The sequence below is a fragment of the Flavobacterium rivuli WB 3.3-2 = DSM 21788 genome (assembly GCF_000378485.1).
GTDB classification, from domain to species: domain Bacteria; phylum Bacteroidota; class Bacteroidia; order Flavobacteriales; family Flavobacteriaceae; genus Flavobacterium; species Flavobacterium rivuli.
This window is the reverse complement of the sequence record NZ_KB899975.1, coordinates 54,636-79,539: the sequence shown is the minus strand read 5'-3', so window position 1 is coordinate 79,539 and position 24,904 is coordinate 54,636. Positions and strand designations below refer to the sequence as shown.

Annotated in this window: 24 protein-coding genes and 1 tRNA gene; 21 read left to right on the top strand and 4 right to left on the bottom strand. The window is 40.8% G+C overall.

The genetic code is table 11. From position 1 onward, the window contains the following. The 3 genes from fmt to F565_RS0117970 all read left to right on the top strand — a co-directional run bounded on the left by fmt (position 1) and on the right by F565_RS0117970 (position 2,099). Positions 1–948 carry a methionyl-tRNA formyltransferase gene (gene fmt / locus F565_RS0117980; protein ID WP_026300156.1) on the top strand — a complete coding sequence of 316 codons (948 nt, stop codon included), beginning with the start codon at positions 1–3 and terminating at the stop codon, positions 946–948. 189 nt (positions 949–1,137) lie between these two features. Continuing rightward, positions 1,138–1,416 (top strand): HU family DNA-binding protein, encoded by a 279-nt coding sequence (locus F565_RS0117975; RefSeq protein WP_020214633.1) that lies wholly within the window; start codon positions 1,138–1,140, stop codon positions 1,414–1,416. Between the two features lie 122 nt (positions 1,417–1,538). Further along, positions 1,539–2,099 carry a YqgE/AlgH family protein gene (locus tag F565_RS0117970; protein ID WP_020214632.1) on the top strand — a complete coding sequence of 187 codons (561 nt, stop codon included), beginning with the start codon at positions 1,539–1,541 and terminating at the stop codon, positions 2,097–2,099. Here the strand turns inward: F565_RS0117970 and F565_RS0117965 are convergent. Beyond that, positions 2,096–2,935, bottom strand: coding sequence for an aminotransferase class IV (locus tag F565_RS0117965; protein WP_020214631.1), 840 nt, complete (start codon positions 2,933–2,935; stop codon positions 2,096–2,098). The two genes, F565_RS0117970 and F565_RS0117965, sit on opposite strands and share 4 nt — an antisense overlap. 52 nt (positions 2,936–2,987) lie before the next feature. Then, positions 2,988–3,380 (bottom strand): START-like domain-containing protein, encoded by a 393-nt coding sequence (locus F565_RS0117960; protein ID WP_020214630.1) that lies wholly within the window; start codon positions 3,378–3,380, stop codon positions 2,988–2,990. A 148-nt stretch (positions 3,381–3,528) separates the two neighbouring features. Between F565_RS0117960 and F565_RS0117955 the strand changes: the two genes are divergently transcribed. The 18 genes from F565_RS0117955 (at position 3,529) to F565_RS0117865 (ending at position 22,135) form a co-directional block, all read left to right on the top strand. After that, positions 3,529–3,602, top strand: a tRNA-Met gene (locus F565_RS0117955). 666 nt (positions 3,603–4,268) lie between these two features. Beyond that, complete coding sequence (locus F565_RS0117945) at positions 4,269–6,860, top strand: TonB-dependent receptor (RefSeq protein WP_197062249.1); 2,592 nt, start codon at positions 4,269–4,271, stop codon at positions 6,858–6,860. A gap of 141 nt (positions 6,861–7,001) precedes the next feature. Then, entirely contained in the window at positions 7,002–7,472 is a 471-nt protein-coding gene (locus F565_RS0117940) for a (2Fe-2S)-binding protein (protein WP_035642786.1), read from the top strand. Positions 7,473–7,518: 46 nt separating this feature from the next. Further along, positions 7,519–8,169, top strand: a complete 651-nt coding sequence (locus F565_RS0117935) for a hypothetical protein (protein WP_020214626.1) — start codon at positions 7,519–7,521, stop codon at positions 8,167–8,169. Between the two features lie 31 nt (positions 8,170–8,200). Beyond that, entirely contained in the window at positions 8,201–10,366 is a 2,166-nt protein-coding gene (locus F565_RS0117930; RefSeq protein ID WP_026300154.1) for a molybdopterin cofactor-binding domain-containing protein, read from the top strand. Positions 10,367–10,421: 55 nt separating this feature from the next. Beyond that, positions 10,422–11,543 carry an XdhC family protein gene (locus F565_RS0117925; protein WP_020214624.1) on the top strand — a complete coding sequence of 374 codons (1,122 nt, stop codon included), beginning with the start codon at positions 10,422–10,424 and terminating at the stop codon, positions 11,541–11,543. Positions 11,544–11,554: 11 nt separating this feature from the next. Beyond that, the gene (moaA, locus tag F565_RS0117920) at positions 11,555–12,535 is read left to right on the top strand and encodes a GTP 3',8-cyclase MoaA (RefSeq protein ID WP_020214623.1); all 981 of its coding nucleotides are present in this window, start codon (positions 11,555–11,557) and stop codon (positions 12,533–12,535) included. Position 12,536: 1 nt separating this feature from the next. After that, a complete protein-coding gene (locus tag F565_RS0117915) occupies positions 12,537–13,127 on the top strand; it encodes a nucleotidyltransferase family protein (protein WP_020214622.1) in 591 nt (196 codons plus the stop codon). Next, complete coding sequence (locus F565_RS0117910; RefSeq protein WP_020214621.1) at positions 13,127–14,305, top strand: molybdopterin molybdotransferase MoeA; 1,179 nt, start codon at positions 13,127–13,129, stop codon at positions 14,303–14,305. The genes F565_RS0117915 and F565_RS0117910 overlap by 1 nt, the downstream gene beginning before the upstream one ends. A 3-nt stretch (positions 14,306–14,308) precedes the next feature. After that, on the top strand, positions 14,309–15,043 hold the full coding sequence (locus F565_RS0117905) for a sulfite exporter TauE/SafE family protein (protein WP_020214620.1): 735 nt from the start codon (positions 14,309–14,311) through the stop codon (positions 15,041–15,043). A 2-nt stretch (positions 15,044–15,045) separates the two neighbouring features. Then, positions 15,046–15,543 (top strand): molybdopterin-binding protein, encoded by a 498-nt coding sequence (locus F565_RS0117900; RefSeq protein ID WP_020214619.1) that lies wholly within the window; start codon positions 15,046–15,048, stop codon positions 15,541–15,543. A 1-nt stretch (position 15,544) separates the two neighbouring features. Further along, on the top strand, positions 15,545–15,772 hold the full coding sequence (locus F565_RS0117895; RefSeq protein WP_020214618.1) for a MoaD/ThiS family protein: 228 nt from the start codon (positions 15,545–15,547) through the stop codon (positions 15,770–15,772). A 1-nt stretch (position 15,773) separates the two neighbouring features. Next, positions 15,774–16,895 carry a HesA/MoeB/ThiF family protein gene (gene moeB, locus F565_RS0117890; RefSeq protein WP_020214617.1) on the top strand — a complete coding sequence of 374 codons (1,122 nt, stop codon included), beginning with the start codon at positions 15,774–15,776 and terminating at the stop codon, positions 16,893–16,895. Next, on the top strand, positions 16,879–17,319 hold the full coding sequence (locus F565_RS0117885; RefSeq protein ID WP_020214616.1) for a molybdenum cofactor biosynthesis protein MoaE: 441 nt from the start codon (positions 16,879–16,881) through the stop codon (positions 17,317–17,319). Before moeB ends, F565_RS0117885 begins: the two co-directional genes overlap by 17 nt. A 1-nt stretch (position 17,320) precedes the next feature. Continuing rightward, positions 17,321–18,229, top strand: coding sequence for a bifunctional molybdenum cofactor biosynthesis protein MoaC/MoaB (gene moaCB, locus F565_RS0117880; RefSeq protein WP_020214615.1), 909 nt, complete (start codon positions 17,321–17,323; stop codon positions 18,227–18,229). 148 nt (positions 18,230–18,377) lie between these two features. Next, positions 18,378–18,863, top strand: coding sequence for a (2Fe-2S)-binding protein (locus F565_RS0117875; RefSeq protein ID WP_020214614.1), 486 nt, complete (start codon positions 18,378–18,380; stop codon positions 18,861–18,863). Further along, the gene (locus tag F565_RS0117870) at positions 18,856–19,875 is read left to right on the top strand and encodes an FAD binding domain-containing protein (protein WP_020214613.1); all 1,020 of its coding nucleotides are present in this window, start codon (positions 18,856–18,858) and stop codon (positions 19,873–19,875) included. Before F565_RS0117875 ends, F565_RS0117870 begins: the two co-directional genes overlap by 8 nt. 22 nt (positions 19,876–19,897) lie before the next feature. After that, positions 19,898–22,135 carry a xanthine dehydrogenase family protein molybdopterin-binding subunit gene (locus F565_RS0117865; protein WP_020214612.1) on the top strand — a complete coding sequence of 746 codons (2,238 nt, stop codon included), beginning with the start codon at positions 19,898–19,900 and terminating at the stop codon, positions 22,133–22,135. 46 nt (positions 22,136–22,181) lie between these two features. Here the strand turns inward: F565_RS0117865 and F565_RS0117860 are convergent, their stop codons facing one another. Together F565_RS0117860 and F565_RS23065 are read right to left on the bottom strand one after the other, a co-directional pair. After that, positions 22,182–23,321 (bottom strand): cysteine desulfurase family protein, encoded by a 1,140-nt coding sequence (locus F565_RS0117860; protein ID WP_020214611.1) that lies wholly within the window; start codon positions 23,319–23,321, stop codon positions 22,182–22,184. A gap of 719 nt (positions 23,322–24,040) precedes the next feature. After that, positions 24,041–24,904, bottom strand: an 864-nt coding sequence (locus F565_RS23065) for a T9SS type A sorting domain-containing protein (RefSeq protein WP_040474127.1), incomplete at its 5' end; no start/stop codon positions are given.

Sequence of the window (24,904 nt, the reverse complement as noted above, 5' to 3'; positions counted from 1 at the left end):
ATGGAACAGTTGCGAATTGTTTTTATGGGTACGCCCGAATTTGCCGTAGGGATACTCGATGCTATATACCAGCAAAATTATACTATAGTAGGCGTTATTACTGCAGCTGATAAGCCTGCCGGGCGCGGACAAAAAGTAAAATACTCTGCCGTAAAAGAATATGCGCTCGAAAAGAACTTAAAATTACTGCAACCCACTAACCTGAAAGATGAAGGTTTTTTAGCCGAACTACGAAGCCTTGAGGCTAATTTGCAAGTGGTGGTGGCATTCAGGATGCTGCCGGAAGTTGTTTGGCGTATGCCTAAGCTGGGAACATTTAACCTGCATGCGTCGTTACTGCCACAGTACCGCGGCGCTGCCCCTATAAACTGGGCGATTATTAACGGCGAAAAAACTACCGGTGTAACTACTTTTTTTATAGACGATAAAATAGATACCGGTGCCATGATACTGAGGGCAGAAACTGAAATTGGTGCTGCCGAGAGTGCAGGTGAATTGCATGACCGCCTAATGGACCTTGGAAAGGATACCGTAATAAAAACGCTTACCCTTATAGAGAGAGGAAATGTAGATACAACTATTCAGCCTCTTGGCGACGATATAAAAACTGCATACAAGCTAAATAAAGAAAACTGTAAGATAGACTGGACAAGGCCGGGGCAGGAAATTTTTAACCTCGTTAGGGGGCTCAGTCCGTATCCTGCGGCATGGTGCTTTATAAAAGATAAGGAAGAAGAACTTAGTGTAAAAATTTATGAAACCAGCTTTATTGCCGAAGGGCACGATCTTGCTGCAGGTACTGTAATTGCTGATAAAAAAGAGATTAAAGTAGCGGTAAGCGATGGTTTTTTAAAGATTTTGAGCCTCCAAATGCCCGGGAGGCGTAAAATGAGTGCTAACGAATTGTTAAATGGCATGGCTTTTACTGAGAATGCTGTAGCTTTGTAATACGAAAACTTCATTTTATTATAATATTATCACAAAATAAGTGAGATTATTAACATAATAAAAAAAGTTATCAACAATTAAAATGAAAAATGCAGAAAAAACTTGCATGGTTTGTAATTCCTGTTAAATTTGTATAACAGGAAATTAGAAAAACAATAATTTTTAACCAAACAATTAATTACAGGTATTATGAACAAATCAGAATTAATCGACGCAATAGCTGCAGATGCAGGAATATCTAAAGGGGCTGCTAAAAAAGCACTTGAATCTTTTGTAGATCACGTAAGTGGTGCACTTAACAAAGGTGGCAGAGTTTCTTTAGTAGGTTTTGGTTCTTTCTCAGTTTCTAACAGGGCTGCAAGAGAAGGTAGAAATCCTCAAACTGGAGATTCAATAAAAATTGCTGCTAAAAATGTAGTGAAATTTAAGCCGGGTGCAGAACTTGATGCGCACGTAAATACAAAATAATGTAACAATTATTGGTTTATAAGTTAAAGCTTCTCAATTTTGAGAAGCTTTTTTTTTAAATCTTTGTGAATATTTTTGGTGGCGATGTTTTTTTAGTTAAATTTATTTCAAATTGTAAGAAGATGATTTCACTTAAACCCAAAAAAGGCCATTTGCTCGTTGCAGAACCTTCTACTATCGGAGATCAGTCTTTCAACAGGTCGGTAGTATTGCTTGCCGATCATAACGACGAGGGCTCTGTAGGCTTCATCCTTAATAAACCGTTAGGCTATTCTATAAATGACCTTGTCCCGGAGATAAGAGCCAGTTTTAAAATATATAATGGCGGCCCTGTAGAGCAGGACAATTTGTACTTTATACATAATATACCAGAATTGATACCCGGTAGTATAGAAATATCTAATGGTATTTACTGGGGTGGCGATTTTGACTCTACAAAAGAACTCATTAACAACGGGCTTATTAAAAAGAACAATATACGTTTCTTTTTGGGTTACAGCGGTTGGAATGCCCACCAGCTTGAAGATGAACTCGAAGAAAACTCCTGGATAATATCTGAAAACAGGTATAATAACAAGATTATAGGCAAATCAAGCACTTCTTTTTGGAAAGAGAAAATTATGGAACTTGGTGGCGACTATCTTATATGGAGCAATGCACCCGAAAATCCTGCATTAAACTAACTAAACCTTATTTTTGCGTTTAGCCTTTTTAATAATTCGGCAGCAGTTGCGTTGCCAAATTCTTTTTTGCGGTATTTTGTAATGGGCTGTATCCCGGTAATAACGTTAGTTACAAACAGTTCATCTGCTTTTTGAAGGTCAAACGGAGATATAGATTGTTCAATAACTTCAATACTTTCTACTTTAGCAGCTATTGCTAATATTTGTTTACGCATTATACCGTTAAGGCACCCATCCGATAATGGAGGCGTAACCAGTTTACTGCCTGTAAGCATAAATAAGTTACCCTGCAGGGCTTCAACCACATTTTTATCGTCGTTTATAACAAGGCAATTATTATAGCCATTTTCATGGGCAAAAATGCTGCCGGTTATCTGTACCATCTTATTGGTGCTTTTAAGCGTAGATAGCAATTGCTTTGTTACATAGTAGTCTTTAAACAATTCTACCTCATACGGAGCTGTATTAAGGGTATAGAGCGGTGCATCCAGTTCTTCGGCAGTAACAATAAATTCAGTGTCGTTGGTAACCGGCAAATAGCGGCCGCCCTCTTTCCTGAAAAAAGTAATACGGGCACGAAAAGATGCAGCAGGCGAAAAGGCATTAATTAAGTTTATAACCTGTTCTTCCATATACTCCATGGTAAAATTCATGGGTATTTCCATGCGCACTATCCGTAAAGACGCCATGAGCCTAAAATAATGGTCTTCAAGAAAAAGTACCTTATTGTCTAAAACCTTAAGTGTTTCAAAAATAGCATCGCCATAAAGGAAAGCCCTGTTTTGATGTATAGAGATATGAGTTTCGGCAACGATGCTGCCGTTATAATTGATCATAAAAAAAGCCCTGAAAAATTCAGGGCAAATATACTGTAATTAAATGAATGTTTTAAACAGAACCTAAAACATGCTTTAAGTCGGATATCTGGTTTTCCCATAACTGTTTAGATTCGCGCATATCATTTTCTATGGCAAAGTCTACCACCATTAAAGATACATCTTTAGTAATTTCGTCTACAAGAATGCGCAGTTCAAAATAATAATCGCCATCATTATTTTCCTCGTCTATCCAACGGAACTTAACTTTCTCCCCGCTTTTTTTAGAAGACAACCTTGCTTTCTCCTCAGTATCATCCCATATAAATGTAAAAAACTCTCCGCGCGAATTAACGTTGTCTGCAAACCATTCAGACAATCCTGATGGAGTTGATATATATTGATATAAAAGCTGAGGCGATGAAGTTATCGGGAATTCAAGTTCGTACTTAATTTTTTCGTCCATTGGTGTAAAAATTTTTGGAAATATATAATAATTAACATTCTAAAAAAAGCATTTGATAAAATAATTTTTTTTGTAAAATTTTATTTGCAGCTTTTAAATAAAGTTTTATATTTGCACCCGCATTCAGGCAGTGAATGGGTGCAGAGATGGCGAGGTAGCTCAGTCGGTTAGAGCGCAGGATTCATAACCCTGAGGTCACGGGTTCAACTCCCGTCTTCGCTACAAATGGTAAGAAAAACCCTTCAAGTAATTTGAAGGGTTTTTTGTTTTAGTTTTATCCCGTCCTGAAATATGAAAGTTTGAGGCGTTTTTCAGTGCCTCTCTATCGTCTTATTTAAATGATACATTCATTTTATATCTTTTGCCAGTCATCCAATTTGTTACAGTCCTGCCTCGCTTGCTCAAAACCTGCCCACTGCATCCGCCTAAATTAGCTGTATTAAAATACTTTAAAATGAAACAGAATAATTATGAGGTGACATTAGGTATACTCCGGCTGAGGCAAAAACCGGCGCGTCATCTTTTAAGTCATTCAATATCTGACTATTCTTAAATGGACAAATATAGTGGCAAATCTTAATTCGTTTATTTCTAAAAAGCGTAAGCAACTTTCTAACACCTCATAATATTGTTGTTGCCCTCATACTGACGCGTGTGAACAACTGTCAAACAGTCAAAATGCAAAGCCGTGACCAATATTAGTTAAATCTGTAATATTGGTTAGAGAAACAGTAATCTGTATACTAATGCATTTACCTTTAATGTCGAAATTTGCTATCAGCTCCAGTATTATTAGTAAATAGACCGAACTTTAGCTAAAATAATTAATGATATAAAGATACATTTATCCCCTGCGCTAATGCAATCGCTTGGATAACAGCAATATTTATGACGAAAACTTTACAATTTATATTTACACTTTTTATATTTTTTACTGCATTAACGGGTGCAAAAATGAGTGCACAATCTATTGCCGGACAGGATACTATCAAACCAATCGATTCGATAAGGAACCATTCGCTGGACGAAGTTGTAATATCTGCTTCCCGAACTTCCGAAAGTATCATGAAATCTCCGGTAAGTATCGAGAATGTAAATAGTGCGTACTTTAAAAAAAGTGCGTCGCCATCATTTTTTGATGCGCTCGAAAATGTAAAGGGAGTACAGATGCTTACCCCAAGTTTGGGTTTTAAAATAATTAATACCCGAGGTTTTGCTAATACCACTAATGTGCGTTTTACCCAACTGGTTGATGGTATCGACAATCAGGCGCCCCATATAGGCGCCCCCATTGGTAATGCTATGGGGCCAAGTGACCTGGATATTGAACGTGTAGAGATAATTCCCGGTACAGCATCGGCGTTGTATGGTCTCAATGCCATTAACGGGCTTGCCAACTTTATAACGAAAGACCCGTTTACTAATACAGGTATAACCTTTCAGCAAAAAACAGGAGTAAACCATGTTGATGATAGTAACTCGGGTGCAAAAATGTTTACGGAGACGAGCTTTAGGATTGCCCAGAAACTATCCGACCGTTTCGCTTTCAAACTCAATGGTACTTTTACTAAAGGCAGTGACTGGATTGCGGATAACCGAACAGACCTTAATGCAAATGCTAATACAGGTGTTGGTATTGCCGGAGGAGTTAATAATCCTGCCTACGACCCGGTAAATGGTTATGGCAATGAATCGTCTAACCGCCGCACCCTTACCCTTAATGGCAGGCGTTATGTAGTAGCACGTACAGGCTATAGCGAAAAAGATGTAACAGACTATAATGTACAAAATATTAAGGCAGATATTGGCCTCTACTATAAGATTAGCCCAAAGACTACATTAAGTTACACGTACCGCTTTGCTGACCTTGATAATGTATACCAGCGTGCTAACCGGTTTGAGCTCAAAGATTATATTTTACAGCAACATGCCGTAGAATTAAAAAATGATATTTTTCAGGTAAGGGCATTTGTTACTACCGAAAACACCGGTAAGTCATACAACCTTCGATCGGCGGCAGAGAATTTAGACCGTAGTTTTAAATCAGATAATGATTGGTACGCTGATTATACCACAGCGTTTAATAATGCATTGGCTGCTCCCGGTGCCAACACTGCACAAGCGCTAAACCAGGCACGTGCCGCGGCAGATATGGGAAGGCTACAGCCCGGTACTACTGCTTTTAAGAATAAACTAAATGAATTAGCTGATATTAATAATTGGGATGAAGGTGCTGCGCTGCGCGTTAGAGATAAATTGGTACATGGCGAAGCCCAGGTAGACATTTCTAAAGTATTGGGAAAAAACTTTAAAGAAAGCACTGGGCTGGATCTTCTTGCTGGAGCTGATTATCAGTCTTATATAATAAATCCGGATGGTAATTACTTTATCAACCCTAAGCCGGGTAAGACGTTTAATACTTTTAGCTACGGCAAAACAGGTGGCTTTATTCAGGCGGGTAAAAGTTTATTACATGGGCTTTTAAAACTTTCAGCGACATTAAGGGCCGACAAAAATGATTATTTTGATATAAAGTATAATCCTCGCATAGCTGCGGTATTAACCCCTGGAAAAAATCAGAGCATAAGGATGTCTTTTCAAAGTGGTTCGCGTTTTCCAAGTATTTTTGAGGCATTTTCTAACGTTAACAGTGGCGGTGTAAAAAGGGTGGGCGGATTAAAAGTGATGTCTGATGGTGTTTTCGAAAATGCGTACTTACGCAGTTCTGTAGATAGGTTCCAGGCGGCAGTTAATAGCGACTTTAATAATGGCGTAGCCCTTGCCGACGCTATAGAACAAGAGAAAGGATTGCTGGTTAAAAACTATTACACGTACCTTAAACCGGAACATATTAATTCGTTTGAAGTTGGGTATAAGGGCTTGTTCATAAAAAGGAGCCTTAAAATAGACGCTGATTTTTATTTCAACAAATACGACAACTTTATTGCACAGGTAGAAATGAATGTGCCCAACACAACTGATGCAATGCTAATACCCACATATCTAAATGACAGGAGCCAGCAAAGTCGATATAGGATGTATACAAACTCGCAGAGTGTGGTGTACAATCTGGGTGCCAGTTTGGGTTTAAGCTACCTGCTCGCAGATCATTACACTATAGGTGGAAATGTGTCATACGCCAAATTAAGCCGTACCGATAATAATGATGGTTTTGAAGATGGCTTTAATACGCCGGAGTGGATGGGTAATGTCTCTTTTAGTGGAGAGAATGTGATTAAGAGCCTTGGCTTTGCACTTACCTACAGGCGACAGAGTAGTTTTTACTGGAAGTCATTTTTAGTTAATGGCGATGTAAAAGCGTATGGCACGCTGGATGCTCAGTTAAGTTATGATTTATATCAGTCAAAACTGGGAATCAAATTGGGCGCTACTAACCTTACCAATAATTATTATAATTCGTTTTTGGGTGGCCCGGCAATAGGAGGGTTATATTACACTACGCTTACCTATAGTCTTTAAAAATTAAGATATTTTTAGGATAGATGTTTGAATATCGTAATGTTTTATTTGAAATTCATTAGTCCTAAAGCAAATATTTGGGTAATTTTATAAATCGGAAATTTTAAGTTTTATTAGCTAACAATCAATAATAAGTAAAGTATGTCAGTATTAAAAATCAACGGTCAGTCGTACACAATGGATGCCGACGAGAACATGCCATTGCTATGGGCAATACGTGATATTGCGGGGCTTACCGGTACAAAATTTGGTTGCGGAGTGGCACAATGCGGTGCCTGCGTGGTCCATTTAGATGGAGAAGCTGTAAGATCATGTGTAACAAAATTGAGTAGGGCAGAAGGAAAGTCGATAACTACTATAGAGGGCTTATCAAAAAATAACGATCACCCTGTACAGCAGGCATGGCAGGATATTGATGTGCCGCAATGTGGGTATTGCCATTCAGGTCAAATTATGTCGGCAGCGGTATTATTAAGGGAAAACCCTAATCCAACAGATGAGGATATTGATAATGCCATGGCAGGTAATATTTGCCGATGTGGTACCTATCCAAGAATACGCAAGGCAATACACAATGCGGCGGAGTTACAGCGTAAGGCCACAAAATCATAAGTAGATATAGTCAAACACACACACATTTAGCATTAAAATCTACACTATGGAAAATTCAGGAAAAAACAAAAACATCAAACTAAAAAAAATAGCAATCCCTCTAACTGTACTACTGCTCACGGGTGTAATAACAGCATTTAGCTATAGCACAACATTAAATTCTGCTAACAATTATACAAAAGTTCCGGATATTGCCGTAAAGAAAAAAGACAGTATAGCTTCGGTTAAGGCATTTGCAAAAGTGTACAGTGTGCTAATGAGCCCGCGTTGTATGAACTGCCACCCCAAAGGCGATGTACCATTACAAGGCGATGACAGCCATATACATACCATGCAGCCAAAGCGCGGTACTGATGGTAAAGGACTTTATGCCATGAAATGTGCTAACTGCCACCAGCCCGAAAACACACCGGGATTGCACGCACCACCGGGCAACCCTAACTGGCATTTGCCACCTGCCGATATGAAAATGGTATTTGAAGGAAAATCGTCGCATGAGCTTGCGAAACAATTAATAGACCCAAATCAAAACGGGCACAAGGATATGAAAAAGCTTATTGAACATGCAGATGATGGCCTTGTACTTGCCGGGTGGAAACCCGCACAAGGCTCAAAACTGCCGCCACTAAGCCATAAGGAATTTAAAAAAGCCTGGATAACCTGGCTGGAAACGGGAGCTTATGCACCTAAAAAATAATAAAGCACCAGTAATTAATAACGATTTTATTATGACACAGTCCAGAAATAATGATAATTTTTCGAGAAGGAGCTTTTTAAAAGTTGCAGGCCTTGGTGGTGCAGCGTTGTGCATCGGGCTGGATTTTATAAGCGAGGCCAATGCCGCGGTAATAAAACCACATGAGGCAAGCCTTGCAGCAATTGAGTTTAACCCCTGGATTATTATAGACCCTACGGGCAAAGTAACCATTATAGACCACCGTGCAGAGATGGGACAGGGATCATACCATTCGGTTCCGCAGATTGTTGCGGAAGAACTGGAAGTAGACCTTAAAGATATTAATGTAGAATTTGCAATAGGCAACGAAAAAAAATACGGAGGGCAGGTTACAGGCGGAAGCTCTACCATTAGGGGATCATATAAAAATTTACTAAAATTAAGTGCATCTGCCCGCGAAATGCTTACCACTGCTGCCGCAATGGCGTGGAGCGTTCCTGTATCTGAATGTTATGCGCAATCAGGGCACATCTTCCATAAACCATCTGGTAAAAAAGCCGGCTATGGCGAGCTTGCGTTTGCAGCATCAAAACTTGAGGCACCAAAAGAACCAAAACTTAAAAAAATATCAGAATATAAGCTTATCCGTAAGCCAATACGCCGTATCGATACAGCAGCTAAAACAAACGGAAGCCTTGTGTTTGGTCTTGATAAACGCATACCCGGTTTGCAATTTGCATCAGTAGAGCGCGACCCGCGTTTTTTGGGAAAAGTTAAAAGCTTTGATGCTTCTGAGGCGCTAAAGGTGCCCGGGGTAAAAAAGGTATTTAAGGTTACAATGGGCTACTATGAATTTAACAGGGAAGGGGTTGTTGTTGTAGCTAATTCTACCTGGGCAGCACTGCAGGGCAGGAAGAAATTAAAAGTAACGTGGGATTCCGGCGATTTTAAGCACTGGAGCACCCCGGAAATTTTAAAGAAACAAGGCGAACTCATACAATCGCAGGAAGGCATGCCGCTAAAAACGCAGGGAACACCCACAGAATTACTGGCTAAAGCTTTGAAAAAAATAGATGTTACTTATCAAACGCCTTACCAGTCGCATTGCGCCATGGAACCCGTAAACTGTATTGCCCATTATAAAGGCGATTCGGTTGAAATTTGGGGGCCTATACAGGCACCGGGCTGGATACAGGATTATGTGAGCAAAAAATTTGGGATTGACAAAGAAAAAGTACTAGTAAACATGACGTTTTTGGGTGGTGGCTTTGGGCGCAAAGCAATGACCGATTATCCTCATGAAGCGGTTGCCATTTCTAAAGAAATTGGTACTCCTGTACAGGTTATCTGGACGCGTGAAGACGATGCTACTTTGGGGCCGTTCCGTCCGGGTATATCCTATCGTTGTGAAGGCACAATTGCTAATGGAAAAATTGAAGCATTAAAATTCCGTATGGCCGGACAAAATAACGACCACTGGCGCGGTGGCAAAAAAACCGAACCCAACCGCAGTACCAGCGAAGGGTTCCTGAAACCGTATTACGAAAGCATCAAAAACCTGAGCATATCAGATGTATTGTTTGAAACATCAATCCCTACAAGTTTCTGGAGATCTGTTTACGCCTCTACCAATGGTTTTGCCTATGAAAGCTTTATGGATGAAATGGCGCATCAGGCAGGTACAGACCCATTAGATTTTCGCAGGGCACACTTGCAGGAAGAGCGTTGCCAGAAGTTAATTGACAAAATGGAAGAAGTATCCGGCTGGAAAAAACGTAAGAAAAATGAGGGCTATGGCGTTGCCATTACCGAATGTTTTGAAACTACGGTTGGACAGGTAGTGAAAGTATCTAAAAACCCTAACGGAGGCGTTAAAATAGATAAGGTTTGGGCAGTAATGGATTGCGGATGGTATGTAAACCCGGATATCATCCATGCCCAGGTTGAAGGATCTATAGTTATGGGTATTGGTGCAGCTACCACACACCAGATCACTTTTAAAGATAATGTGGTAGAGCAGCATAATTTTTATGATTACCCTATGCCTCGCATCAACGAGATCCCGGCAATAGAAGTACACATTATGGAAAATGAAGCAGATGCGGGAGGGGTTGGCGAACCGGGATTGCCACCATTGGCGCCGGCACTTACTAACGCAATTTTCGACCTGACCGGCAAGAGGATTAGAACCTTGCCTTTTAAGTTATCTGAAGTATAAAGTTTTGATAAAATAAGGGCTTTACAAATGTTTGCAGTTTATTTTTGTAATACACATGAAAGAGATAAGTGATATACTCAAGTCATATAAAGCAGCGACTATAACAGGAAAGAAAACTGCCTTGGCAACGGTAGTAAAGGTAGAGGGTTCGTCTTACAGGCAGCCCGGAGCCCGTATGCTTGTTACCGAAGACGGCCATCTTACCGGTGCCATTAGTGGTGGTTGCCTTGAAGGTGATGCCTTGCGTAAAGCATTGCTTGCTATAAATCAACAACAAAATAAGCTGATTACGTATGACACCAGTAACGAAGATGATGTAGAGTTTGGGGTACAGCTTGGATGCAACGGAATCGTTCACATTTTGTTTGAATATATAGATGAGGCTTTAGTAAACAACCCTATACAGCTCCTGCAACAATTAGAAAGAGAGCGGAAAGATGCAGTTGTGGTTACGTTGTTTTCCGTTAACAGGAAAATGAGCCAACCGGGAACAGTATTGTTTTACAGGAATGGCGTTTCAGTATCGAACAATAACTCTTTTAATCCTATTTTACCTGATGCCGAAAATGTATTGAAAAGCAAAACCTCAATCATAAAAAAAGTTGAGGTTGATAGTGCTACTTATGAGGCACTTATAGAATATATCGCACCTCCTGTAGCCTTAATAATTGCTGGGGCGGGTAATGATGTTAAGCCTCTTGTAAATATGGCATCGCTTGTGGGATGGGAAGTTACTGTTGCCGATGGCCGCGCTACTCACGCTACCCCGCAACGTTTTCCGCAGGCTAAAAATGTATATATTGCTAAGCCACAGGAATTGATTGATGATGTGGTTGTTGATAATCATACCTTTTTTGTGCTGATGACGCATAACTACAAGTACGACCTGGCCTTGCTGAAATTGTTACTTGAAACTGATTTTAACTACATTGGTATCCTTGGGCCTAAAACAAAACTGCACCGTATGTTTAGCGACCTTAGTGATGAGGGTGTTACACTTACTGATAATCAGCTCAACTCTATTTACGGACCCATTGGCCTTGACATTGGTGCCGAGACTTCGGAAGAAATTGCCGTTTCTGTAGTGGCCGAAATTAAGGCTGTTATGAGTGGCAAATTGGGCACATCATTAAAATATAAACAAGATAAAATACACACAGCTACACCGGTAGTTTAAAATATGGATTTATGATACAGGATACCTTTGGCCGTGTGCACGATTACCTGCGGATATCGCTTACCGATAACTGCAACCTGCGTTGCTTTTACTGCATGCCAGAGGAAAAGTACGCTTTTGCCCCGGCAGCTAAACTAATGCAGGTACACGAAATTGAAACACTTGCTAAATTATTTGTGGCACAGGGTGTTAAAAAGATACGAGTTACCGGCGGAGAACCTTTGGTGCGCAAAGATGCCCCAAAAATTATTGAGGCATTGGGCAAGCTTGATGTAGAGCTTGCCATAACCACCAATGGCATACGCCTGCACGAAATGCTGCCAGAACTTTTAGCTGCTAATATACGCGCTATAAACATTAGTCTCGATACGCTCCAGCCCGATAAATTTTTAAAGATAACACGTCGGGATTTATATCACAGGGTTCGCAGCAATATTGAGCTTTTATTGTACCACGGCATTAGGGTTAAAATTAATGTGGTGGTTATGAAAGACCTTAACGATAATGAGATACTCGATTTTATTGCCCTTACAAAACACAATAATATAGAGATACGTTTTATAGAATTTATGCCGTTTGCCGGCAATAAATGGAGCAGCAACCAGGTTTTTACGTTGCACGATATATTATCTGAAATTGCCATAAAATATGATGCCCTGCCCATAACACCGGAGGCTAATGATACCTCTAAACGGTATATGATTCCCGGTCACGTGGGTTCGTTTGCAGTAATAAGTACTATGAGTGCCCCGTTTTGCGATACCTGCAACCGTATGCGCCTAACAGCCGATGGCAAGCTTAAAAACTGCCTTTTCTCTAAATCAGAAACCGATTTGCTTGGCGCATTACGAAACGGACAGGACGTGTTACCTTTAATTCACGAAAGCATACAATCTAAAGCGAAAGCACTGGGCGGCCAGTTTAGCGGGGTGTTCGAAAATATTGATACATCTACGTTAGAAAACCGCAGCATGATAACCATTGGAGGATAATATGGAACAAACAGGCATTATTATATTAGCCGCCGGTAACTCATCCCGTTTAGGAAGACCAAAGCAATTACTGGAATATAAGGGATATACATTATTACGAAACACCATTATACAGGCAAAGCTTTTGCCTGATAGCGTTGTAATAGTTGTAACAGGTGCATATAAAAAAAACATTGATGAGGAACTTGCCTACACAGCGGTTAAAGTGGTTTACAATCCTGAATGGGAAACTGGTATGGCATCATCTTTAGCAATAGGTCTGCAACAATTACGATTACTTAATCCGCAGGTTAAGGCCTGTATTTTTACAGTATGCGACCAGCCTTTTCTTACCGCTCAGGTTTTTAAAGACCTTATTGATAGCTATAATAAAACAGGCAAGGGTATTATTGCATCTGCGTATGCCAATGCATTGGGTACCCCGGTTTTATTCAGCAATAATTATTTTAAAGAACTTGAAAACCTTAAAGGGCACGAAGGGGCCAAAAAAATAATTTACCAATATGAAAATGATGTGGCATCGGTAGTTTTTGAAAAAGGTGCGACAGATATTGATACCATAGAAGATTACAATAACCTTATTAGCCAATAATGATCTCAGTACAAGAGGCAAAACAAATAATTCAGGATGCTGCACTGGCTCCTAAAATAGTAAAGCTTCCTTTGTTGGCGGCTTTTGGCTTTACCCTTGCAGAGGATATTATTGCCACGGTAGATATTCCTAATTTTGCGCAATCGTCTATGGATGGTTATGCCATTAAATTTGAAGATAAAGATAAACCGCTTGCAATTATTGGCGAAATGGCTGCAGGTGTTAAAAACCAGCTTACTATTGACACCGATCAGGCAACACGCATTTTTACCGGTGCTCCCTTACCGCAAGGTGCTGATACGGTTATAATGCAGGAAAAGGTTTTGGTTGAAGATAAGATACTTACGCTACAGGATGATAATCTATCATTAGGAAATAATGTCCGACCAAAAGGCGCTGAGGTTAAAAATGGCGAACTTGCAATGGAGAAAGGCACGTACTTATCGGCGGCAGCCCTGGGCTTTTTATCGGGTATAGGTTGTACGCATGTAAATATTTACGCAGCACCCAAAGTTGCCATTATTCTTACGGGTAACGAGTTGCAGGAACCGGGCAAGCCGTTAGCATTCGGGCAGGTATATGAAGCCAATTCGGTACTGTTAACTGCGGCTCTAAATAAAGCAGGAGTTGGGGATATAACCATTTTGCGCAGCGAAGATAACCCCGAAACACTGGCTTTTGTATTTAAGCAAGCGTTAGAAAGTAGCGATGTTATACTGTTAAACGGCGGTGTTAGTGTAGGCGATTACGATTATGTTGTAGGCGCGGCGAAAGCCTGTGGCATTGAACAAAAATTCCATAAAATAAAACAAAAACCGGGCAAACCGTTGTTCTTTGGTACTAAACAAGATAAACTGGTTTTCGGGCTGCCGGGAAACCCATCAAGCGGGCTTACCTGCTTTTACGAATATGTATTGCCTGCTTTAGAAAGATTGATGCAAAAAGAGCCAAGTGTGATTAGCACTACCGCTACCGCAATTCATAATTATTACAAACCAGCAGGCCTGACACACTTTTTAAAAGCCTTTTATAAAGAGGGTAAGGTAACGCCATTGCACGCACAGGAGTCGTTCAGGCTGCATTCGTTCGCACAGGCCAATTGTTTTATTGTGTTGCCTGAAGAATCAACTGGCTGTGCAGTGGGGGATAGTATTGAGGTTCACTTATTACCTTTATAATTTATGACAATAGAACTATTTTACGGTATACTTTTTTTTGTTGCTTTTTTATATTCGGCTGTGGGCCATGGCGGTGCCAGCGGGTATCTTGCCTTAATGGCATTGTATGGCGTAGCGCCCGAAGAAATGAAACCTACAGCATTAATGCTTAACCTGTTTGTGTCGCTCACATCGTTTATACAATACTACAGGGGCGGCTATTTTTTGAAGAAATTATTCATCCCTATTGCCGCAGCCTCAATACCTATGGCTTTTATTGGGGGTATGATAACGGTGGAAGAAAACATTTATAAGCGTGTGCTGGGGGTATTACTGTTATTTCCGGTAATACGTTTTTTCTTCTTTAAAAATGTGGAAGATAAAGACCTTAAGCCATCCAACTTAACCATTGCTATAGCAACTGGCGCTGTTGTAGGATTGCTTTCGGGCATGATAGGTATTGGCGGCGGTATTATCTTATCTCCTATATTATTGCTCCTGCAATGGACTAACCAAAAACAAACCGCAGCCATTAGCGCCGCATTTATTTTTGTAAATTCGGTAGCCGGGCTGGGCGGCATGCTTACCAAAGGCATTAGTTTAACCGGCAATATGGTTATGTACATTATTGTAGCGTTTACGGGCGGACTCTTAGGCGCTTATTTTGGGGCTAAAAAATTCAACCAAAGTGTATTGAAATATGTACTGGCCATCGTATTATTACTGGCATCTTATAAATTATTATTTACAACAGCTTAATTATGAAATATTTATATCTTGTTGGGCTTTTTATTGGCTTTAGCCTGAATGCACAGGTTACCAAAACGCTCACTATAGATGGCGCTGTGGCCAAAACGGTTACCATAAAATTTGACGACCTTAAAAGTTTTAAACCAGTCGCGCTTGATAGCCTACCTATTTTTAACCACAAAATGGAACGTAAAAGCAGCCTTAAAAAGCTAAGGGGTGTGCTGTTAAAAGATGTACTGAACAAAATTGAGTTTAGTGTTAACTCGCCTAAAGTGCTGAGTGAGTTTTATATAGTTTGCATTGCAGATGATGGTTATAAAGTTGTTTTTTCATGGAATGAAATTTTCAACAGTCCCACGGGAGATAATGCCCTTATCCTGACAGAACTCAACGGCTTATCTGTAATCAATCAAAAAGAAGGAATTGTACTTGTTACACCAACAGATAGGGCTACGGGCAGGCGTTATGTAAAGAACCTGTCTAAAATAACCGTTCAGCAAGTTAAATAATATGGCAATTAAAATTATAGCCTTTGGGCAAATAGCCGAAATTACTGGTAAAGAACTTACTGTTGAAGCAAGCGATATAACCATTTTAAAAGCTGCGTTGCAGGTAGAATTTCCTGCTTTGGCTGAAAAAAAATATGCCATAGCTGTAAACAAAAAACTGGTTGCAGATAATGTAGCTCTTTCAGATAATGATACTGTGGCTTTAATGCCGCCTTATTCAGGAGGATAGTATGAAAAATCACAACAACCGTTATGCACGCCATTATTCATTGAAAGATTTTGGCTTTGAAGGCCAGCAAAAACTTGCTGAAGCTAAGGTACTCGTTATTGGTGCCGGTGGCCTGGGCTGCCCTGTGCTGCAATACCTTACGGCGGCAGGGGTAGGCACTATTGGCCTTGCTGATAATGATGTCGTTTCACTTAGCAATTTACAACGACAGGTTTTGTATAGTACTGAAGACATTGGCAGGGCAAAAGCATCGGTTGCGGCGGTGAAATTGCAGCAGCTCAATCCTGATATTATTATTAATAGTTTTAAGATAATGGTTACCAGCAGTAATGCTTTAGAACTGATTGCTGATTACGATATTGTTATAGATTGTACCGACAACTTTGCAGCGCGCTACCTTATTAACGATGCCTGCGTTTTACTTTATAAGCCCTTAGTTTTTGGGGCTGTTTATCAGTACGAAGGTCAGGTTGCTATTTTTAATGTACCCGATGCAGAGGGTAATAAAACTAACTATCGTAATTTGTTTGCCACACCGCCAGATCCTCTTGAAGTAGCCGATTGTAACGAGGCAGGAGTGCTGGGTGTTTTACCGGGAATTATAGGTATCATGCAGGCTACAGAAGCTATAAAGTTACTTACAGGTATTGGCGAAACGCTAATAAATAAATTGTTGACGTTTAGTATTTTGGATTACAGTAGCTTTGTAATAGATATTACTGCTGATGAGTCGGCTAACAGTACTATTCCGAAAAATGAAACCGAATTTAAAGCAACCGATTATAACTGGCTTTGCGGAATGTCATCGAGAAACATCCAAGATTTAAAACCAAATGCGTTTTTAGAAAAAATAAACCTTCCGGATACAATAGTTATTGATGTTCGTGAAACAGGCGAACTTCCTAAAGCAAATTTTCAGAATCTTAACATACCATTATCAGCGCTTAGCGAAAATATACCCGAAATTGAGGCAAATAATATAATTTTGTTTTGCCAAAGCGGTAAACGCAGCCTTAAAGCAGGACAATTGTTGCTCGAAAAATTTGGGCAAACAAAAAACATAAGCCACCTTAAAGGTGGTATCATTGCCTTACACGAAACTATAAATGAGCAAACCCGTTAAAAATATTTTTACTGAGGGTGCTATAAGCCCGGCATTTATTGCAGAGAGCATTGCGAAGCATTCCTCTAAAAAAGACATTGGTGCGCACAGTATTTTTCTTGGTCAGGTACGAGCCGACATTATTGAGGATAAAACGGTATCTGCAATTGAATATACAACGTATGATGACCTTGCTTTACAAAAAATGCATGAGCTTCGTGAAGAGATATTTGCCAAATACGAACTTACGTGTATGCATGTACATCATAGTTTGGGTGAGGTAAAAACGGGCGAAATTTGCTTGTTTGTGTTTACATCATCTAAGCATCGCAAAACAGCAATAAATGCCTGCGAGGAAGTTGTAGAGCGCATTAAGGCCGACCTGCCTGTTTGGGGCAAAGAAATTTTTGAAGACGAATCGCATCAATGGAAAATAAATAAGTAGCATGGTAAATATTACACACAAATCGTTCACATTACGCAAGTCCATTGCTACCGCTACGGTACAAACATCATCACAGCAAACTATTTATGCCATAGAACAACGCAAAGTGCCCAAGGGCGACATCTTTGAGTTTAGCCGTGCGGCAGCACTTTTTGCCATAAAAAAAACCAGCGATGTAATACCTGATTGCCATCCGCTGCCCGTTGAATATGCATCTATTACCTATAAAATTGAAGACTTAACAGTAGTTATTTCGGTGGAAGTGCATACTATTTATAAAACAGGGGTAGAGGTTGAGGCCATGCATGGCGCATCAGTTGCGGCACTCGTTATGTATGATATGCTGAAGCCTATCGACAAAAATGTGGAAATACAAAACATTCGCCTGCAGGAAAAACACGGTGGTAAATCGGATCCAAAAAAATATTCGGAGAAAGGGTTGCAATGTGCCGTGGTGGTATGTTCTGACACTGCATACCGCAGCGAAAAACAAGATACATCGGGTAAGGCAATAGTGGCAATCCTTGAAAAACACGGTCTAAACGATGTAGAGTATACCATTATCCCAGATGATTTTAACACTATACAAACTACACTTAAAAACTATATTAGCCAGGAAAAAGACATGGTGATATTTACGGGAGGTACCGGCCTTTCTGCCCGCGATGTAACACCCGATGCTGTTGAACCACTTATTGATAAACATATTCCCGGCATTATGGAAACTGCCCGCAATTACGGGCAGCAACGTGTTAAAACCGCAATGCTGTCGCGAGGCGTAGCAGGCTTTGCAGGAGATACGCTGGTGTTAACATTACCGGGATCTAAAAAGGGTGCCGAAGAAACTATGGAAGCACTTTTCCCGCAGGTATTACATGTGTTTGAGGTAAAGGCAAATAAGCCACATTAATTATTTGATTAACAAGGATTGCCTTGTGTTGTGTTTCCAACTCAAAAATACTTTATGTTTTCTCTTTTATAAACTTAACATTCTATTATAATACGCGCAGTTATAAAATTCGGAAATTGAGGTAATACAAAAACAATATGTATTGCCTATGGAAACGAACAATACACATACAACGTCATTGCGTGTAAATGGGAATGATTATCAATTAAATATTCTTCCCTGGGTATCGTTACTTGATGCCCTGCGCGAAAACCTTGACCTTACCGGAACTAAAAAAGGCTGCGACCACGGCCAGTGTGGCGCGTGCACCGTACTGGTAGACGGCAAACGTGTACTGAGTTGCCTTACGCTTGCCGTAATGAAAGATGGCAGCGAAATAACTACTATCGAGGGGATAGCAAAAAACGAAGCATTGCACCCGTTGCAAAAAGCATTCATAGAACACGATGCTTTTCAGTGCGGGTACTGCACGCCCGGGCAAATTTGCAGCGGCATCGGTATGCTTAAAGAAGGTAAAGCCCATACCCGCGAAGAAGTCAAAGAGCTTATGAGCGGCAACCTGTGCCGTTGTGGAGCCCATAAAGGTATCATTGATGCGCTTATGGAGGTTAAGGAAGGAGGCAATTATGAATAATTTTACCTATGCTAAAACCACTGATGCTACCCAGGCTATAGATCAGCTTAACGGCAGCACCCAAAATAAAATTGTTGCTGGCGGAACGAATATTAATGACCTGCTGAAATACTTTATTACCACGGCAGACAAACTGGTAGACATCAACCCATTTACTGATAATCACGCTATTACCGAATTAGAAAATGGCGGTGTTAGGTTAGGTGCGCTTGTTACCAATGCCGATACTGCTTATCATCCACTTATAGAATCACGCTATCCCTTGCTGTCCAGGGCAATACTTGCAGGTGCTTCTGCACAAATTCGCAATATGGCTACCAATGGCGGCAACCTAAACCAGCGCACCCGCTGCTACTATTTTTATGATATCAATACACCATGCAACAAGCGCGAACCGGGGTCGGGATGTTCGGCCATCGGTGGTTACACCCGCATCCATGCCATATTAGGGCAGAGTGAGAACTGCATCGCTGTTTTTCCGTCAGATATGTGTGTGGCACTGGCAGCGCTTGGGGCTACTGTAAACATTACAGGGCCTGGTGGCTACAGGGTTTTGGCTTTCGCTGACTACCACCGCCTGCCGGGCGATACACCCCATATTGATAACAACCTGCAACATGGCGAGATCATTACGGGTATTGACCTTCCTGCAACAGGCTTTAAGAAAAATTATTCCTACTTAAAACTGCGTGACAGGGCTTCCTATTCATTTGCACTGGTGTCTGTGGCTACCGGGCTGAGTTTAGATGGAAACATCATTAAAGAGGCCTGTATTGCGCTTGGTGGTGTTGCCCACAAGCCATGGCGTGTTACAGCGGCTGAAGATTTTCTTAAAGGCAAAGAAGCCAAACGTGAGAATTTCGCCGCCGCCGCAGACATAATATTGCAGGGCGCACAGGGTTATGCGTATAACGACTTTAAAATACCGCTTGCTAAAAAAGCAATTGTGCGTAATTGCATGATGGCACTGAATCCTGAAACACAGCGCCCCGGTGCACAGCCATCTAAATAAAACCTAACCTTACACCATTAGCATGACAAAATTACCATCTATAGGCCAACCGGTTAGCCGTTTGGAAGGCCGAGAAAAAGTTACGGGTTCTGCAAAATATGCCGGCGAATATAATGTGCCTGATCTTTTGTATGGCTATGTTATAAACAGCACCATTACAAAAGGTAAAATACGTAGCATTAATACCGCTGCCGCTGAGGCGTTGCCCGGTGTTATAGAAATATTCAGCCATGAAAACCGTCCGGCGCTGGCACATTTTGATCTGCAGTATACTGATATGGATGCCCCTCCCGGCATGGTTTTCAGGCCGCTTTATGATAGTGAAATTAAATACAATGGGCAACCCATAGCCCTGCTCGTGGCCGAAACCTTTGAGCTGGCGCGGTATGCTGCTACGCTTATAACATTTGAATATGATGAAGAGGCCTTTGACACCGATATAAATACTAACCTTGATAATGCCCGTCCTCCAAAATTAGGCCTGGCCACAATGCTTAAACCGCCGCCGCCCAAGCCAAGGGGCGATTTTGAAGGAGCCTACAACAACTCGTATGTGCAGGCCGAAGGTGAGTTTCATCATGGTACAGAGCACCACAACCCGTTAGAACTCTATACTACAACAACGATATATGAGGGCAAGGGCAAGCTAAAAATATATGATAAAACGCAGGGTACAATCAATTCACAGTTGTTCGTTGCTAACGTATTTGGCCTGCATTTTAAAGATGTACAGGTTATCTCTACCTACGTAGGCGGAGGCTTTGGGTCGGGTTTAAGGCCACAATACCAGTTGTTCATGTCGGTAATGGCGGCACTTGAGTTAAAGCGCAATGTGCGCGTAACGCTCGACAGGCAGCAGATGTTTACCTTTGGCCACCGCCCTCCCACCATTCAGTATACAAAATTTGGCGCTGAAGAAAATGGCCGTGTTAATGCCTTATATCACAAGGCTGTTGCCGAAACATCGCAGTTTGAAGATTATAGCGAGGTAGTGGTAAATTGGAGCAATATGTTATATCCGGCTGATAATACCTTATTTGAATATGAACTGGTCCCGCTCGATGTTTACAGCCCGCTGGATATGCGTGCCCCCGGTGGCAGTACCGGCAGCCATGCGATAGAAAGCACTATGGATGAACTGGCTTATAAGCTACACATGGATCCGCTGGATTTAAGGTTACTTAATTATGCCGATAAAGATGTAAGCGTGGGCAGGCCTTATTCAAGCAAAGAACTTAAAGAGTGTTATATGCAGGGCGCCGAAAAATTTGGCTGGAGCAAACGAAACCCCGAACCGCGCAGCATGAAAAAAGGTAATAAGCTTGTGGGCTATGGTATGGCTACAGGCATATGGGAAGCCAACAGGCTTTTTGCACGTGCACAGGCTATTATGACGCCCGACGGTAAGCTGCAGGTAAGTAATGCGGTTACTGATATTGGTACGGGGACCCTTACCGTGATGACACAAATCGCTGCTGACACTTTAGGTCTCGCTATTAATGATGTTACCTTTTTATATGGTGACAGTAAAATGCCATTTGCCCCTATACAGGGAGGCTCATTTACTGTTGCTACAGTGGGCCCTGCAGTAGAGGCAGCCTGCCAGGCAATTGGTAAAAAGTTGCTGAAGCTTGCTAAAAAAATGAATAACTCTATTTTAGCAGGTGCCGATATAAAAGATGTGCTGTTTAAAAATGGTTCTATAGTGCTTAAAGAAAACATGCTGACGGGTGTTGCCATCAAAGATATTATGGCAACAAATAAAGGCAAAAGCATTAAATCGACAAATAGTGCAATGCCTAACCCATTGAAACTAAAAGGGCATTCGCGTGCGGCACACAGTGCAGTATTTGTAGAGGTTGAAGTAGATGAAGAACTTGGTGTAATTGAGGTAACCCGTGCTATTACAGCTGTAGCGGCAGGCAGAATAATTAATCCTAAAACCGCTACAAGCCAAATACTGGGTGGTATGGTATGGAGCCTTAGCAAAGCGCTTCACGAAGAAACCATCAGCGATGCACGTTTCGGTAAATATATGAACGCTAACCTGGGAGAATACCATATCCCGGTGCATGCTGATATACACGATTTTGACGTGATCTTTGTAGATGAAAAAGATACTGTGGTCAACGACCTTGGCATAAAAGGTGTGGGCGAGATCGGTCTTGTAGGCATGCCCCCTGCAATTGCTAATGCCATTTATCATGCTACCGGGAAACGCATTAATGATTTCCCCATACATTTTGATAAGTTGCTGTAATTGTGTGGTCCTAAATATCTAATCCTGCTGTAAAAAGCAGGATTTTTTACTTCCTTAGTTGAGCCACAAGTTCTGTAACTCTGTCAATGGCACAACTTATTTCTTCATAGGTAGTAAACCTGCCCAGGCTAAAACGTATTGAACTTAACGCATCAGCATCAGATAAGCCTAATGCCTTTAAAACATAGGAAGGTTCTGTCGTTACAGCCGAGCATGCCGATCCGCTGGAAACAGCAATGTTACCGAGCGCTAAAATTAATTTCTCCGAATTTGCTCCCGGGAAACAAATATTAGTGGTGTTATAAAGGCGGTGGGTTGCATTTCCATTTACAAAAGCACCTTCAATTTTTAAAAGTCCGCTTTCAAGATGGTTTCTTAAAGTAGCGATACTTTCACTATCAGCCTGCATTTCTGAAGAAGCTATTTCGCAGGCTTTTCCTAACCCCACAATTCCCGGCACGTTAAGTGTGCCGCTGCGCATTTTACGCTCGTGGCCACCACCGTGCATTTGTAAGTCCAACTTTATTTTGGCTGTTGCCGATATATACAATGCCCCAATACCTTTTGGCCCATAAAATTTATGTGCAGACAGTGGCATCAAATCAATACCTAATTCTGAAACATCAATTGGCAACTTGCCTACTGCCTGTGTAGCGTCTGTCATATATAATGCGCCTTTAGCATGGCTAATTTCACTGATTTGTTTAATAGGTTGTAATACTCCGGTTTCGTTATTTGCATACATAACACATACCAAGAGTGTATCCTCTGTAACTGCAGTCTCTAAAACGTCAAGGTCTATAATCCCATCACTTTGCACAGGTAAATGGGTTATTATAAATCCCTGCTTTTCCATCCATTCACAGGTATCAAGCACTGCCTTATGTTCTGTAGCAACGGTAACAATATGTTTTTTAGGATGATTTACCAACCCCTTAATGGCAAGATTAATAGCTTCTGTAGCTCCTGACGTAAATGTAATTTCTTTAGGGCTGCCGCCAATTAGATCGGCAACCTGTTCGTGGGCAACTTCAACGGCCTCATTTACAGTTAACCCAAATAAATGGCTGCTGCTTGCATTAGCATAATCCTCTGTAAAAAAAGGCAGCATGGCTTGTAACACGCTGTTATCTACACGAGTTGTAGCATTATTGTCTAAATAAATTATTTTGGGTTTCTGCAACATTGATCCGGGTATTTCAAGTTTTCAATTTACATAAAATAACCTATTATTCCAAATAATTCGGCTACTTACGCCTGCCATCAGCTAATTATCAGGTACATTTATCAGATTAGCTATTTTTCTATATTCCAAAGGTGTACATCCTACCTTTTGTTTAAATAGCCTGTTGAAATGTTACGGGTATTTAAAGCCAAGCTCATAAGCTATCTCACTTACTGATTTAGTAAGGTCATAAATACGTTCTTTAGCAACAGCAATTATTTTAGACAGGATGCAGTCCTGTGCGGTACGCCCGGTTTCTTTTTTATTAGATATCCAAAATAATTAGATGATAAGTGTAGTTGGTCCGCACAGTATGAAACTGTTAGTAACCCCAGGTGCTGAGCATTATTATTTTGGAAAAACCCGGCAAGCAGGCTTTCAAATCGCTCCATAATTTCCTGGTTGGCATTTTCCCTTGTTATAAACTTACGGTCATAAAAACGGTCACAGTAATTGAGTAATAATTCTATATTACTGGCAATAAGTTTTTTGCTGTGTTTGTCTACTCCACGCTGTAACTCAATTGTAATTTTTTCAAAACAGTCTAAAATTACCTGTCGTCAAGGTTTAAGGCTATCAAATAATAATGTGAATTATATGCTTATATTATTTCAAATAAAAAGGCTGTCTAAAAAATGTTTTTTAGACAGCCTCTTGGTTTAAAGTACCTACGGGGGTTTCTACCTTATAATTTTTATAGAAGCAGATTTATTATCCGAAGTCACAATTACTGTATACATACCTGTAGGTAATAATGACATGTCTAACTGTGTTGTTATGGCATTTACATTTTTAGAAGTAACTTTTTGCCCCAATGAGTTATATAATGTTACGAATGTTATATTGTCTGTGTAAGATATATTTAGTACATCTTTTACAGGATTAGGGTAAAGTTTTAATCCTTTGATATTGAAAGCCTGGTTACGTAAAACTTCGTTTGCTGTTACAGGTAGGGCATCACTTTCGCAGTTGCCTGTAAACTGTACTGCATAATAAATTGTTCCGTCAGCTAATACTGTAGTAAGTGTTAATTCTGTGGTTAAGCCTTCTTCAGCATACCATCTTATATTATCGCCAAATGGATCAAGATCTGCAAGTGTTTGGCCAACTGTAAAATCTTGCATTGCGGCAGCATCCGGAGCCTGAGGTGTAGCAATTGTAACAGTAACTTCTGTACGGGCACTCTCACAGTTATTTAAAGTTTGAGATACGTAATAGTTACCTGCTGTAAGCTCAATAGTAGAAGCAAGAACATCGCCACCTGTTGCAGCAGCATACCATTTAAGGTTTTCGCCTGTAGCAGTTAAGTCAGCTACAGTACCTGCCTGGCAAATAGCAATAGGTGCAGCAGTAGGAGCAGTGGTCGTGTTTATGGTAACAGCAACTTCTGTACGGGCACTCTCACAGTTATTTAAAGTTTGAGATACAAAATAGTTACCTGCTGTAAGTGCAGTGGTAGATGCAAGAACATCGCCACCTGTTGCAGCAGCATACCATTTAAGGTTTTCGCCTGTAGCAGTTAAGTCAGCTACAGTGCCTGCCTG

Bases quoted from the DNA above. Each gene is read 5' to 3' on its own strand.
- F565_RS0117935 (WP_020214626.1), top strand. From the start codon at position 7,519: ATGGAAAATTCAGGAAAAAACAAAAACATCAAACTAAAAAAAATAGCA.
- F565_RS0117900 (WP_020214619.1), top strand. From the start codon at position 15,046: ATGAAATATTTATATCTTGTTGGGCTTTTTATTGGCTTTAGCCTGAAT.
- F565_RS0117965 (WP_020214631.1), bottom strand. From the start codon at position 2,935: ATGATCAATTATAACGGCAGCATCGTTGCCGAAACTCATATCTCTATA.
- F565_RS0117875 (WP_020214614.1), top strand. From the start codon at position 18,378: ATGGAAACGAACAATACACATACAACGTCATTGCGTGTAAATGGGAAT.
- moeB (WP_020214617.1), top strand. From the start codon at position 15,774: ATGAAAAATCACAACAACCGTTATGCACGCCATTATTCATTGAAAGAT.
- F565_RS0117930 (WP_026300154.1), top strand. From the start codon at position 8,201: ATGACACAGTCCAGAAATAATGATAATTTTTCGAGAAGGAGCTTTTTA.
- fmt (WP_026300156.1), top strand. From the start codon at position 1: ATGGAACAGTTGCGAATTGTTTTTATGGGTACGCCCGAATTTGCCGTA.
- F565_RS0117925 (WP_020214624.1), top strand. From the start codon at position 10,422: ATGAAAGAGATAAGTGATATACTCAAGTCATATAAAGCAGCGACTATA.
- F565_RS0117910 (WP_020214621.1), top strand. From the start codon at position 13,127: ATGATCTCAGTACAAGAGGCAAAACAAATAATTCAGGATGCTGCACTG.
- F565_RS0117905 (WP_020214620.1), top strand. From the start codon at position 14,309: ATGACAATAGAACTATTTTACGGTATACTTTTTTTTGTTGCTTTTTTA.
- F565_RS0117960 (WP_020214630.1), bottom strand. From the start codon at position 3,380: ATGGACGAAAAAATTAAGTACGAACTTGAATTCCCGATAACTTCATCG.
- F565_RS0117915 (WP_020214622.1), top strand. From the start codon at position 12,537: ATGGAACAAACAGGCATTATTATATTAGCCGCCGGTAACTCATCCCGT.
- F565_RS0117940 (WP_035642786.1), top strand. From the start codon at position 7,002: ATGTCAGTATTAAAAATCAACGGTCAGTCGTACACAATGGATGCCGAC.
- F565_RS0117860 (WP_020214611.1), bottom strand. From the start codon at position 23,321: ATGTTGCAGAAACCCAAAATAATTTATTTAGACAATAATGCTACAACT.
- F565_RS0117865 (WP_020214612.1), top strand. From the start codon at position 19,898: ATGACAAAATTACCATCTATAGGCCAACCGGTTAGCCGTTTGGAAGGC.
- F565_RS0117870 (WP_020214613.1), top strand. From the start codon at position 18,856: ATGAATAATTTTACCTATGCTAAAACCACTGATGCTACCCAGGCTATA.
- F565_RS0117975 (WP_020214633.1), top strand. From the start codon at position 1,138: ATGAACAAATCAGAATTAATCGACGCAATAGCTGCAGATGCAGGAATA.
- moaA (WP_020214623.1), top strand. From the start codon at position 11,555: ATGATACAGGATACCTTTGGCCGTGTGCACGATTACCTGCGGATATCG.
- F565_RS0117895 (WP_020214618.1), top strand. From the start codon at position 15,545: ATGGCAATTAAAATTATAGCCTTTGGGCAAATAGCCGAAATTACTGGT.
- F565_RS0117970 (WP_020214632.1), top strand. From the start codon at position 1,539: ATGATTTCACTTAAACCCAAAAAAGGCCATTTGCTCGTTGCAGAACCT.
- moaCB (WP_020214615.1), top strand. From the start codon at position 17,321: ATGGTAAATATTACACACAAATCGTTCACATTACGCAAGTCCATTGCT.
- F565_RS0117945 (WP_197062249.1), top strand. From the start codon at position 4,269: ATGACGAAAACTTTACAATTTATATTTACACTTTTTATATTTTTTACT.
- F565_RS0117885 (WP_020214616.1), top strand. From the start codon at position 16,879: ATGAGCAAACCCGTTAAAAATATTTTTACTGAGGGTGCTATAAGCCCG.